Origin of the sequence: Proteiniborus sp. (genome assembly GCF_040308045.1) — a bacterium.
Lineage (GTDB): Bacteria > Bacillota > Clostridia > Tissierellales > Proteiniboraceae > Proteiniborus.
Genome location: NZ_JAWRHZ010000041.1, coordinates 1 through 12,841 on the forward strand (window position 1 = coordinate 1; position 12,841 = coordinate 12,841).

11 protein-coding genes are annotated in these 12,841 nt (G+C 31.6%); 10 read left to right on the forward strand and 1 reads right to left on the reverse strand.

Features of this window, described 5'->3' with window-relative positions:
• Positions 1–141, forward strand: a 141-nt coding sequence (locus tag ABV008_RS08025) for a formate--tetrahydrofolate ligase (RefSeq protein WP_352418383.1), incomplete at its 5' end; no start/stop codon positions are given.
• A 570-nt stretch (positions 142–711) separates the two neighbouring features.
• Here the strand turns inward: ABV008_RS08025 and abc-f are convergent.
• Positions 712–2,637: a ribosomal protection-like ABC-F family protein gene (gene abc-f, locus ABV008_RS08030; protein WP_352419307.1), complete on the reverse strand. Its 1,926-nt coding sequence runs from the start codon at positions 2,635–2,637 to the stop codon at positions 712–714.
• 222 nt (positions 2,638–2,859) lie between these two features.
• Between abc-f and ABV008_RS08035 the strand changes: the two genes are divergently transcribed.
• The 9 genes from ABV008_RS08035 to ABV008_RS08075 all read left to right on the forward strand — a co-directional run bounded on the left by ABV008_RS08035 (position 2,860) and on the right by ABV008_RS08075 (position 12,813).
• Positions 2,860–3,498, forward strand: coding sequence for a redox-sensing transcriptional repressor Rex (locus tag ABV008_RS08035; RefSeq protein WP_352419308.1), 639 nt, complete (start codon positions 2,860–2,862; stop codon positions 3,496–3,498).
• Between the two features lie 274 nt (positions 3,499–3,772).
• Positions 3,773–4,513 carry an amino acid ABC transporter ATP-binding protein gene (locus tag ABV008_RS08040; RefSeq protein ID WP_352419309.1) on the forward strand — a complete coding sequence of 247 codons (741 nt, stop codon included), beginning with the start codon at positions 3,773–3,775 and terminating at the stop codon, positions 4,511–4,513.
• Positions 4,514–4,551: 38 nt separating this feature from the next.
• Positions 4,552–6,636, forward strand: a complete 2,085-nt coding sequence (locus ABV008_RS08045) for a molybdopterin-containing oxidoreductase family protein (protein WP_352419310.1) — start codon at positions 4,552–4,554, stop codon at positions 6,634–6,636.
• Positions 6,637–6,685: 49 nt separating this feature from the next.
• Positions 6,686–7,483 (forward strand): transporter substrate-binding domain-containing protein, encoded by a 798-nt coding sequence (locus ABV008_RS08050; RefSeq protein ID WP_352419311.1) that lies wholly within the window; start codon positions 6,686–6,688, stop codon positions 7,481–7,483.
• Between the two features lie 17 nt (positions 7,484–7,500).
• Positions 7,501–8,175 (forward strand): amino acid ABC transporter permease, encoded by a 675-nt coding sequence (locus ABV008_RS08055; RefSeq protein WP_352419312.1) that lies wholly within the window; start codon positions 7,501–7,503, stop codon positions 8,173–8,175.
• Positions 8,176–8,697: 522 nt separating this feature from the next.
• Positions 8,698–9,837, forward strand: a complete 1,140-nt coding sequence (locus tag ABV008_RS08060) for an acyl-CoA dehydrogenase (protein WP_352419313.1) — start codon at positions 8,698–8,700, stop codon at positions 9,835–9,837.
• A gap of 18 nt (positions 9,838–9,855) precedes the next feature.
• Positions 9,856–10,650 (forward strand): electron transfer flavoprotein subunit beta/FixA family protein, encoded by a 795-nt coding sequence (locus ABV008_RS08065; RefSeq protein WP_352419314.1) that lies wholly within the window; start codon positions 9,856–9,858, stop codon positions 10,648–10,650.
• 23 nt (positions 10,651–10,673) lie between these two features.
• Positions 10,674–11,903, forward strand: a complete 1,230-nt coding sequence (locus ABV008_RS08070; protein ID WP_352419315.1) for an FAD-binding protein — start codon at positions 10,674–10,676, stop codon at positions 11,901–11,903.
• A gap of 205 nt (positions 11,904–12,108) precedes the next feature.
• The gene (locus ABV008_RS08075) at positions 12,109–12,813 is read left to right on the forward strand and encodes a class I SAM-dependent methyltransferase (protein ID WP_352419316.1); all 705 of its coding nucleotides are present in this window, start codon (positions 12,109–12,111) and stop codon (positions 12,811–12,813) included.
• Positions 12,814–12,841 lie beyond the last annotated feature (28 nt).

Below are 12,841 nucleotides of genomic sequence, written 5' to 3' on the forward strand. Positions count from 1 at the left end.
AGAGAATTAAGATTATCAGCAGGAGCAGGATTTATAGTAGCCCTTACAGGAGAAGTAATGACAATGCCAGGATTACCAAAAGTACCAGCAGCAAACAAGATGGATATACTTCCAGATGGCACTATAGTTGGTTTGTTCTAAGTAAGGAATTTATATACGACATTAAAGAGGGTAGTTTGTACTATCCTCTTTTATTTATGAAATTTATTTTTGATAAATTTAGACTATCTATTTTGGCTAGATGAAACCTAGGTAGAGATTAGAGTTTTAATATTCTTAATAATTGATAAATAAACTTATGTATATTATATTATGTAAACTAAATATTCTTTTTTTCGACATGATTTAGGTTACAAACAATTCACAACTTGTCCACATAAAAATATTTAAAAAAACAGCTTACTTGTGGATAATGTGGAAATATTACTATGATGGACATATAATATTGTATAAAAATGTGGATAACATTGTGGATTATGTGAATAATATGTGGATTAAATGGGGAGAATAAAATTTTTGTTTTAAAAATTAGAATAATATGGAACCAAATCTATTATTTTACCGTTGACATAATTCGATAAGATAAATCAAAAAAATAAATAAAACATCATTTTAATCAGACTTGATTAAAATAGGGTTAAATGCTTTACCTCTATTTTAATCAAGTCTTTGAAGTTATTTTTTAATATTAATTCTATCTATAAATCTATTCTATATATTTGCTTCCTCAGTCAGCATAACCCATTTATCATAGAGCTCTTCAAGTTCGTCCTTAAGCTTTAAAATTTCTTGGTGAATTTTCTGACTTTTTTCGTGATCAGAATATACACTTGGATCGCACATTTCAATTTCTAATTCATGAATTTTATTTTCATGTTCAGATATATTCTTTTCTATGTTTTTTATCATTTCTTTCTGTTTTTTTTCAAACAGCTTTTTATCTTTTTCTTTTTTTCTTTCAGCCTTAATCTGTGTTCTAGTTTTTTCAATAGCATCATCTTCATCATCATATATAGGTGTATTCTTTTTCTCTAGGTAATATGAGTAATTGCCTAGATACTCGCTAATACCTTTACTAGATAAATCAAGTATTTTATTTGCAACCTTATTTAAGAAATATCTGTCGTGTGAAATGACTAAAAGAGTACCATCATAGTTTAAAAGTGCATCTTCTAATACCTCTTTAGAGTCTATATCAAGATGGTTAGTAGGCTCATCCATAAGAAGCAGGTTTGCTTTTGACATCATAAGTTTTATTAAAGCTACTCTGCTTTTTTCGCCACCGCTTAATTCAGATATTTCTTTAAATATATCATCACCAAAGAATAAAAACTGAGCAAGGAGAGATCTAATTTGGTAATGATCTAAAGATGGATTTTCATCCCAAATTTCATCTACAATAGTTTTTTCTTCGCTGAGACTAGATTGCTCTTGGTCAAAATATCCTATATTTACATGATGGCCCAAATCTATTGTACCTTCATTAATAGGCACCTTACCTAATATCATTTTAAAAAGAGTAGTCTTTCCTACACCATTAGGTCCTATAAGCCCAACTTTTTCTCCTCTATAAATTTTGAAGTTTACATCATTAAATAGATGAAAGTTATCGAAGGCTTTACTTAAGTTTTCTACATATATTACATCGTTTCCACTTTTAATCTTTGGTTCAAATATAATTTTTGATTTTTTACTTTCATTAATAGGAGCATCGATTTTTTTCATTTTATCAAGCATTTTTTGCCTGCTTTGAGCTTGTCTTATATATCTTTGACCACCATAAGACATAAATCTTCTAATGATTTCTTCTTGTCTTGAAATCTCTTTTTGCTGCTCTTCATATTTTTTCCCCAAAAGCTCTAACTCATCTTTTCTTTTCTTCATAAAATCAGTGTAATTTCCGTTATATATTTTTAATAGAGACTTTTCTAGATAGAATATTTTAGAAACGGTATTATCAAGAAAATACCTATCGTGAGAAATAATTATTGCTGCACCCTTATATTCATTAATATATTTTTCAAGCCAATCTATAGCTTGTATATCAAGATGGTTAGTAGGCTCGTCTAAAAGTAAAATATCGGGCTTGCTTAATAATAGCTTTGCTAGCATAACCCTTGCTTTTTGACCACCGCTTAAATTGGATACAGGCATATAAAGTTGTTCTTCACTAAAACCTAATCCTTTTAGAGTGCCTTTGATTTCACTTTTAAAGCCATATCCATTCTTATTTTGAAATTCTTCTGTAAGATAGGCGTACTCATCCATTAAAGAATCTAGTAGTTTGGATTCCTGCTTTTGTCCTTCTATACTAATATTATGTTCAAGTTGTCTTAACTTTTTTTCCATATCCATTAAAGGCATGAATACATCCATAACTTCATCAAAAATAGATTTATTACTTTCTATTTGAGTGCTTTGTTCTAGATAGCCTATTTTACAATCCTTTGATACATACATTTCTCCAGAATCCATTGAGATTCTTCCAGATAAAATATTAAATAATGTGGACTTGCCAGCACCATTTAGTCCAACAAGGCCAACCTTTTCATTATCATTTAGCGAAAAAGTGACTTTATCCAGTATTGTATCTACTACATAGCTTTTAGATATATTGCTACATGATAAAACTATCACTTTGAATCCTCCTTATTTCTTATCAATAATATAATTTTAACAAAAAACGTTTAGAAAAGAAACAATAGGGTAATATTTTTAAAAGACAAAGAGATAATAAATATGATATAATGTGCTCGTTATGACTTTATCATTAAATTGACAGAAATTTAACCTAATGGTATAATATTTAAAATATCTTATAAGTGTGAAAATCAGAATAAGAGTAGGTGGAATAATAATATGGAAAAAGTAAATCGAATTTCGATGGCGGTCATAAGAAGACTACCTAAATACTACAGATATTTAGGTGAACTATTAGATAAAGACATCAATAGAATATCATCTCAAGAATTGAGCAATATTACTGGATTTACAGCTTCTCAAATAAGACAGGACTTAAATAATTTTGGAGGCTTTGGTCAGCAAGGGTATGGTTATAATGTTGAGGAATTACACAAACAGCTTGGCAAGATTTTAGGCTTAGAGAGAACCTATAAGGCTGTTTTAGTAGGGGCAGGTAATCTTGGGCAAGCAGTGGCAAACTATAAAGGATTCGAAGATGCTGGATTTAAACTTTTAGCCTTGTTTGATAAAAACCCTAAGCTAATAGGATTAAAAATAAGAGATATTGAAATATTTGATGTTGATCATATGGAGAATTTTATTAATGATAATGGGGTAGAGATAGGTATTATAACTACTCCAAAGGAACAAGCACAAGGAGTAGCAGATAAGTTTATTAAGAGCAATATCAAGGGTATATGGAATTTTGCTCCTACTGATTTGAAAGTTCCTGAAAACGTTGTAGTTGAAAATGTTCATCTAAATGAAAGTTTATTTATATTATCATATATGTTTAAAGAAAAAAATAGAAAATAAATAGGTTTTTAAAATATAGGAAATTAAGTGGACGGGGTTAGTACTTTAAAATAAAGCACTAACCCCGTTAAATTATGCATAAATGGTAAACCTGAGTGTAGCAAGTGGAGGAGCAATAAGTTTTAACTCCTTTTTTATTTGAATCAAAAATAGCATATTGCTTTATTAATATTTCCTATATTAGATATTAAAACTATAGAAAATATTAATTGGTTTTTTTATGTCGAATTCGTTAGAATTTTAAAATGAGAGTAAATTCCGTAGGAGCGATGATATGATTAAAATTAAAAATCTAAGTAAAAGCTATGGGAAATTAAAGGTATTAAAAAATATAGATTTAGAAGTGAAGAAAGGTGAAGTGGTGGCTATTATTGGACCGTCTGGAACTGGGAAATCCACTTTATTAAGATGTATTAATTATCTTGAAGAGCCTGAAGCTGGTGAGATTGAAATTGATGATATAAAAGTTGATATAAAAAACATTACTAAAAAAGAAATATATGCTTTGAGAAGGAAAACTTCAATGGTGTTCCAAACATATAATCTATTTAAAAATAAAACTGCATTAGAGAATGTTATGGAACCTTTAACTATTGTGAAAAAGATAGATAAAAAGGTTGCGAAGGAAAAGGCGTTAGAAATATTAAAGTCTGTAGGCTTATTTGATAAAAGTGACTATTATCCATCTAAGTTATCAGGAGGACAACAGCAAAGAGTAGGTATAGCCAGAGCTATGGCTGTAGGACCACAGGTAATGCTTTTTGATGAACCCACTTCTGCATTGGATCCAGAACTTGTAGGAGAAGTATTAGATGTTATTAAAGGATTAGCAGAAGCTCATACTACTATGATTATAGTTACACATGAAATGAGTTTTGCAAAAAACGTAGCTGACAGGATAATTTTTATGGATGATGGAATAATTGCAGAGGAAGGTTCACCAGAGCAGATATTTAGCAATCCTAAAAATCCAAGAACTAGTCAATTTTTAAGACAAGTAGTAAGAGAAGTATAGGTATAAAACTTAGCTACAAGTATTTATGAGGTGAATTTATGTATGATAATAAGAAAAATTCTGCTTACAATATAGTTTGCAAGAAGGGTACATGCGGAATTTGTAATTGTTTTTGTGGGATTCAATTATTAGTAAAGGACAATAAAATCATTGAGGCTAAAGGAGACAAGGAACATCCTTTAACTAAAGGTTTTATTTGTCCAAAGGGTAGGGCGATTCCTGAGATAGTACATTCTGAAGAGAGGCTTAGAAAGCCTTTGAAAAAAAATGGTCAAGGTGCTTTTGAAGAAATAAGCTGGGAGGAAGCATTAGATATTATAGTTGAAAAGCTAAGAAATGTTAAGAAAGAGTTTGGACCAGAAGCACTGGCCTTACATACAGGACAAGCTGGTGTATTTATGCAGTTTACAAGTTATGCTGAAAGGTTTTGCCAAGTTTATGGAACGCCGAACTTTTCAACAGCTGGAAGTCATTGTAATACATCAAAGGAGTTGGCAAATATTGTAACTGTTGGGTCGTTACCTGTTCCTGATTATGGGAATAGTAAATGTATTCTTTTGTGGGGCTATAATCCTCAATACTCAGCTCCAGCTCAGATGATGTACATAAATAAAGGTTTACAAAATGGAGCAAAACTCATAGTTATAGATCCAAAGCAAACAAAATTAGCGAAAAAGGCAGATATTCATTTGAGAATAAGACCAGGAACAGATGGTGCATTAGCTCTTGGATTTATCCATTTGATTATTAAAAATAAACTATATGATGATAAGTTTGTTAAAAAATGGACAATTGGTTTTGATGAATTAATAGAGCTGGCTAAGGACTATTCACCAGAAAGGACATCTAAAATCACAGGGATTTCCTCAGAAGACATTATAGAAGCATGTAAAATATTTGTTCAAAATAAACCGGCTAATATTTCACCTGGAATATCTTTAGAACTTCAAAGTAATGGCTTTCAAACTGCTAGAGCTATTTCAATATTACAAGTTATAACAGGAAACATAGATATAATTGGCGGTGCAAGACTAAATAAAACTATACCTCTCTCTCCCATAGTAATGGATCGAAAGGTTCATACTGGTAAGCCACCTATAGGTGGGGATAAGTTTCCACTATTTTATAAAATAAATGGTAGAGCTCAAGCTAATATATTTAGTGACGCTATACTTGATGGGAATCCGTATCCTTTAAAAGCTATGATTGTTATAGGTAGCAATCCAATATTAACTTGGCCAAATACAAATAAGTTAAGAAAGGCATTAGAAAAAATTGATTTTTTAGTAGTAATGGATATCTTTATGACGGAAACAGCAAAATTAGCAGATTTAATTATTCCAGGTGTTAATTATTTAGAGAGATATGAAATTTGGAATGGAGCTATACGTTTTGGTGAAGAGCTTATGGGATTATCACCTAAAATAATAGATACTACAGATGGCATGTCTGAATGGAAATTCATAAGTGAAATAGCTAAAGGGCTAGGATATATCAAGGAATTTCCTTGGTCTACAGAAGAAGAGGCACTAGATTATCGTCTTGAGGCTCTTGGTTTAACATTTGAAGAAATTGAAAAAATGAGCAATGGATATGAATATGGAGTATATAAAGAAAAAAGATATGAGCTAGAAGGATTTAAAACTCCTTCGAAAAAAGCAGAGATATATTCAAAGACTTTAGAAGAATTAGGAATTGAGCCTTTACCAAAATACTATGAACCAGCAGAGAGCCCTAAAAATACTAAGGCATTAGCTAAAAAATATCCGTTAATATTATCAACGGGAGCAAGAAATTTAGAGTATTACCATTCTAGGTTTAGGAATATAGAATCTTTAAGGAATTTCAAAAAAGCTTTTGAACCATTATTAGAAATCAATCCTAAAACAGCATATGAAGAGGATATTGAAGAAGGAGATACTGTAATTGTTGAAAGCTTGAGAGGAAGTATAGAATTAGCTGCGAGGCTCACAGAAGATTTGCCTCAGGGAACTATTTATATTCCTCATGGTTGGGATGAGGCTAATGCCAATGAACTAACTGATAATAAAGAATTAGATCCTATAACTGGATTTCCACCAGATAGAACATTGCTAGCTAGAATAACAAAGGTTAATAAATAAGATTAAGTTTTTACTTAATATAAATAAAAAAATAGATGGAGGAATGAACATGTATAAAAACAAGAAAAAATTAATATGTTTTTTAGTTCTAGTTTTAACAATCTCAGTTTTTGCAGTAGGATGTGGTGAAAAAACAGAGCCTGCAGATTCAAGCAAGGGAACTATAGTTGTGGGAGCTTCTGGTGAATTTTATCCTTTAAATTTCATGAAAAATGATGAACTTCAAGGATTTGAAATTGATGTATGGAATGAAATTGCTAGCAGAACAGGTTATAAAGTAGAATATAAAACTGCAAAATTTGCAGGGCTTTTTGGTATGTTAGATGCAGGTCAAATTGATACGATTTGTCATCAAATAGCTATAAATGCAGAAAGAGAAGAAAAATATTCATTTACAGAGTCATATTTAAATGCAAATTATCAATTGGTTACAAAAAAGGATAGTGGATTAAATAAGTTAGAAGATTTTAAAGGTAAAAAGATTGGTGTAGTAGCTGGCGGATTAGGAGATAAAATGCTGCAAAAAGTTAATGAGGAGAACAATCTTAACATAAATATACAAGGTTATGAAGGCACTGCAGCCATGGATGCAGATCTTGAAATGGGAAGATTAGATGCTAGATTAGGACCTGCTATTCAAACTAGGGCTACTATTAAAGAGCAGAATTTAGATTTTATTGTAACTGATGTAGTTATTTTTACTGAAACAGCTGCTTTTCCATTCAAAAAAGGTGAAGAAAGTGAAGCTATAATAAATGATGTCAATGAAGCTTTAGAATCTATGAAGGAAGATGGCACTTTATCAAAGTTATCTATGAAATGGTTTGAAGTAGATGCTACAAAATAGTATTAGGATGGTGTAGCATGATGCTTAATTTTGATACTGAATTTTTTATTAGTTTATTTCCAATAATTCTTAAATATGTGAAAGTTACTTTGAAGCTTTCTATAGTATCTTTGATTTGTGCACTCCTATTAGCTACAATAATTGCCTTAGTAATATATTTTAAAGTGAAAATTTTATCGCCATTTTTAAAAATTTGGGTTTCAATTTTCAGAGGAACTCCTTTAGTAACTCAATTATTTTTTATATATTTTGGGCTTGCACAGGTTATACCATTTTTAAAAAATATGAATGGGTTAACAGCTGCTATATTAGGTTTAAGCTTAAATGCATCAGCCCATATGTCAGAGACATTAAGGGGAGCTATATCATCTGTTGATAAAGGGCAAATAGAAGCTTGCTTATCTATAGGAATGACTAATCTTAGGGCTATGACTAGAGTAGTTCTTCCTCAAGCTATGAGAGTTGCTATACCAGCTTTGTCAAATAGTTTTGTAGATATTATAAAAGGCTCAGCTATGGCTTTTACTATAGGTGTTACTGAATTAATGGGAGCAGCCCAGATGGAAGGGGCATCAAACTACAAATTTTTTGAAACATTTACAGCTGTGATGCTTGCTTATTGGATTATAACTTCTATATTTGGACAACTTCAAAAGATACTAGAGAAGAAGTTAAATAGCTCTTATAGTTGAAAATATTCATCTAAATGAAAGTTTAATTATATTATCATATATGTTTAAAGAAAAAATAGATAGCAAACAGGTTTAGGGACAAAAGTGTCTGAATAACGGACACACAATGTCTGAATAATGTACAAAAATAGACTGTTTTTACAATAGTCTATTTTTTTATGTAATTTTAGGAGCAATTAACGTTATAGAATTAACAAATAAATTTCTAAAAAATATAACCATTATCACATTATGATAATAGTCGATAAATAAAACTTCTAGTTTGAAAAAAGTAATGATTTATTAATAAAGCTAGTAATTTCAATGATTATAATGTTTAAGCATAGTTTAATATTTACAAAAAATGATTTACATCTCAAATAATGTTAAGGAAATTTAAGATAATTGATTCACAAGGATAATGGAAATTTAATATCTATTAAAGTATAATAAAATTAGTGGCAAGACTTTTGCAATATAGTAGGAAAGTGCGTTATAAAATTATCAAATTTTTATATTATAGAATAATGAGGAGGGAAAGAAATGAATTTTAGCTTTACTAATGAACAAGAAATGATAAGAAAAGTTATGAGGGAGTTTGCTGAAAAGGAAATAAAGCCAATTGCAGCAGAAATTGACGAGACGGAAAGATTTCCTAGAGAAAGCGTAGAAAAGATGGCAAGATATAATATGCTTGGTATACCTGTACCAGAACAGTATGGTGGGGCAGGAGGAGATGACATAGCTTATGTTATAGCCATAGAAGAGCTTTCTAGAGTTTGTGGTACTACTGGAGTAATATGTTCTGCTCATACTTCTCTTGGCTGCTGGCCTATATTAAAGTATGGAACTGAAGAGCAAAAGCAGAAATACTTAATTCCTTTAGCTAAAGGTGAATACTTAGGCGCTTTTGGACTTACAGAACCAAATGCAGGTACAGATGCAGCAGGGCAACAAACAGTTGCAGTTCCTGATGGAGAAGATTATGTGTTAAATGGAACTAAAATATTTATTACTAATGGTGGACAGGCAGATGTTTATATAATTTTTGCTATGACAGATAAATCAAAAGGTACAAGGGGTATAAGTGCTTTCATTGTGGAAAAGGATTTCCCAGGGTTTAAGATTGGTAAAAAAGAAAATAAAATGGGTATTAGAGCATCTTCAACAACAGAGCTTATATTTGAAAACTGCAGGGTTCCAAAAGAAAATCTGCTAGGAGAGATTGGGAAAGGCTTTAAAATAGCTATGACTACCCTTGATGGTGGTAGAATTGGTATAGCTGCTCAGGCATTAGGAATAGCTCAAGGAGCATTAGATGAGGCTATTAAATTTGTAAAAGAAAGGCAACAATTTGGAAGGTCAATAGGACAATTCCAAGGAATTCAATGGATGATTGCAGATATGGTTACAAGAGTAGAGGCTGCAAGATTTATGGTGTATAATGCAGCTTATAGAAAATCAGCAGGCTTAGATTATAATAATGCAGCTGCTATGGCCAAGCTATTCGCAGCAGAGATAGCAATGGAAGTAACTACTAAAGCAGTGCAGCTACATGGAGGCTATGGATATACTAGGGATTATCCAGTTGAGAGAATGATGAGAGATGCTAAGATAACTGAAATATATGAAGGAACTTCTCAAGTTCAAAAAATGGTAATATCAGCAAATGCATTAAGATAGAAAAGGAGTGAAAATGCTATGAGAATAATTGTTTGTGTTAAGCAAGTTCCTGATACTAATGAAGTCAGAATAGATCCAGTAAAAGGCACCCTTATTCGTGAAGGTGTTCCAAGTATTATAAATCCAGATGATAAAAATGCTTTAGAGGAAGCTTTGAAGATAAAGGATACACATGATGATGTAGAAGTAATGGTTCTTTCAATGGGACCTCCTCAAGCTAAGGAAGCGTTAAAGGAAGCTATTGCTATGGGAGCAGATAAGGCTATACTATTAAGCGATAGAGCTTTTGCAGGGGCTGATACATGGGCTACCTCTACTACAATAGCTGCTGCCATAAGAAAAATAGGAAACTACGACATTATATTCTGTGGTAGACAAGCAATAGATGGAGACACAGCACAAGTAGGACCACAAATAGGTGAACACCTTGGATTGTCTCAAATTACTTATGTAGAAAAACTTGAAATCAATGGGAAAGAAGTTACGGCTCATAGATCATTAGAAGACGGATATTATGTGGTAAAAGCAGAGATGCCAGTTCTACTTACTGCAATAAAAGAGCTTAATGAACCTAGATATCCTTCTGTTAAGGGCATATACAAGGCATATAGAAATGAAGAATTGGTCAAAGTTTGGACAGTCGATGATATAGATGTTGATAGAGAGCAAATAGGACTAAAAGGTTCACCTACTCAGGTTAAGAAATCATTTACACCTGCATCAAGCAAAACAGGTGGAGAGATGCTGACAGGTAGTCCAAGTGAAATTGCAAGACAGTTTGTAGTTAGGCTGAAAGAAAGACAAATCATATAATTTCTTATGTTGAGGTGATAAAAATGGCTGTTAAGGTAATAGAAGATAAATGCAGGGGCTGTTCTTTATGTATAAAAGCTTGTCCTTTTGACGCAATAGAAATGAAAGAAAAAAAAGCTGTTATAAAAGATAATTGTACATCATGTGGTGCTTGTGTAGAAGTATGCCCTTTTGAAGCTATAATAAAAGAAGAAGAAGAAAAAGTAATAACAGAGGATATATCAAAGTACAAAGGTGTATGGGTATTCGCAGAGCAAAGAGAAGGGAAATTATTAAATGTTGCAGTTGAGCTTTTAGGAGAAGGTAGGAAAATAGCAGATAAGCTAGGAGTGGAGCTAACAGCAGTTCTACTTGGGAACAAGGTAGATGATATTGCAGAAAAGCTAGTAAAATATGGTGCAGATGTGGTATTATATGCCGAAAGTGAATTGCTAGAAACATATACAACAGATGGATATACAAAGGTTATTACAGAACTAATTAAAGAAAGAAAACCAGAGATTATTTTGATAGGGGCTACTAATATAGGTAGAGACTTAGGACCTAGACTTTCAGCAAGGGTACATACAGGTCTTACTGCAGACTGTACAAGACTAGAAATTGATGAAGAAGATAATAAGCTACTTATGACAAGACCTGCCTTTGGTGGCAATTTAATGGCTACTATAGTATGTCCTGATCACAGACCTCAAATGTCTACAGTTAGACCAGGAGTAATGGAAAGAGCAAAAAATGACGAAAATAGAAAAGGTAAGGTTGAGCTAGTAGATATTAAATTAACTGAAGATGATATAAAGGCTAAAGTTGAAAACATAGTTAAATCAGGCAAAGCAGAAGTTCCACTAGAAGAAGCAAAGATAATAGTATCAGGTGGAAGAGGATTAGGAACTCAAGAAGGCTTTGAGTTAGTTGAAAAACTTGCTAAAAAGTTAGGAGGAGTTGTAGGAGCCTCTAGAGCTACTGTTGATGCAGGTTGGATTGAGCATTCTCATCAAGTTGGGCAAACAGGTAAAACTGTAAGACCTAAGCTTTATATAGCTTGTGGAATATCAGGAGCTATCCAACACTTAGCAGGTATGCAAGATGCAGAATGCATAATCGCTATAAATAAAAATCCAGATGCTCCAATATTTAAAATAGCTGATTATAGCATAGTTGGAGATGTGACTGAAATAATACCAGCAATGCTTGAGGCGTTAGATAATGTAGATGATATAGTGTCTGCTGTTAAGGCTATGGCGGCTAACGCTTAGGGTTAAGAGAGAATCGTGAATGTTTTGCAACTTCAGTAGCAAGACACTCACGATTTTTTTATAACGAATACGAAAGCAACAATTTCCTTCTCTTATTTTACCCTTGTTTTATTGATTTTTATAAAAGCTAAAATGTCCTAAGCAAATATACCTATAATATGATAAAATGTTCTTATGTAATTTTATATAATAGGAGTGATAACATATGAAAAAACTAATAAGCAAGTTAAAAAGTGTAGAAGGTGGCAGAGTATTAGATGTAGCTACAAGGGATGGAGCTTTCATAGTAAAGCTTAAAGAAGGGCTCAAAAACTATGAGGAAATAATAGGAATAGATAATAACGAAGAAATAATTAATAAGAACAATGAAAATAATACTGAATTAAATATAAAGTATTTATTTATGGATGCTACAGACATGGACTTTGAAGACAACTCATTTGATATAGTTTGTATGTCAAATACTCTTCATCATTTACCAGATAAAAATAAGGTACTTAATGAAATGAAAAGAGTTTTAAAGCCAGGTGGAATCTTTATAATAAATGAATTACTTGATGAAAATCAATCACCTGCACAGATGACACATGTGAAATTACATGAATTAGAAGGAGTAATGAATTCTTTATTAGGAACTTATCATAGTAAAACCCTTAAAAAGCAAGAAACGATAGACTTAATCAAGGACTTAGGAGTAAACATAGAGGAAATCTTTGAAGACTATGAAACAGACAGAGAAATACAAAAAGGATTAGCAAATAGAGTCCTTAATTTATCAAAAAAAGTAGCTAAGTTAAAAGACTATTCTCAATATGAGGAAATTGTTAAATTAGCAGAAGATATAAAGAAAAACTTTGATAGTTTCGGTGTAGAAAGAAGTACACAGTTGGTTATTATGGGTAGAATATAGAGGATTATATTTACTCAAATATCTGGAG

What these genes read in the sequence shown, in the direction of transcription:
- ABV008_RS08035 (WP_352419308.1), top strand. Translation starts at nt 2,860, where the DNA reads ATGGAAAAAGTAAATCGAATTTCGATGGCGGTCATAAGAAGACTACCT.
- ABV008_RS08040 (WP_352419309.1), top strand. Translation starts at nt 3,773, where the DNA reads ATGATTAAAATTAAAAATCTAAGTAAAAGCTATGGGAAATTAAAGGTA.
- ABV008_RS08045 (WP_352419310.1), top strand. Translation starts at nt 4,552, where the DNA reads ATGTATGATAATAAGAAAAATTCTGCTTACAATATAGTTTGCAAGAAG.
- ABV008_RS08050 (WP_352419311.1), top strand. Translation starts at nt 6,686, where the DNA reads ATGTATAAAAACAAGAAAAAATTAATATGTTTTTTAGTTCTAGTTTTA.
- ABV008_RS08055 (WP_352419312.1), top strand. Translation starts at nt 7,501, where the DNA reads ATGATGCTTAATTTTGATACTGAATTTTTTATTAGTTTATTTCCAATA.
- ABV008_RS08060 (WP_352419313.1), top strand. Translation starts at nt 8,698, where the DNA reads ATGAATTTTAGCTTTACTAATGAACAAGAAATGATAAGAAAAGTTATG.
- ABV008_RS08065 (WP_352419314.1), top strand. Translation starts at nt 9,856, where the DNA reads ATGAGAATAATTGTTTGTGTTAAGCAAGTTCCTGATACTAATGAAGTC.
- ABV008_RS08070 (WP_352419315.1), top strand. Translation starts at nt 10,674, where the DNA reads ATGGCTGTTAAGGTAATAGAAGATAAATGCAGGGGCTGTTCTTTATGT.
- ABV008_RS08075 (WP_352419316.1), top strand. Translation starts at nt 12,109, where the DNA reads ATGAAAAAACTAATAAGCAAGTTAAAAAGTGTAGAAGGTGGCAGAGTA.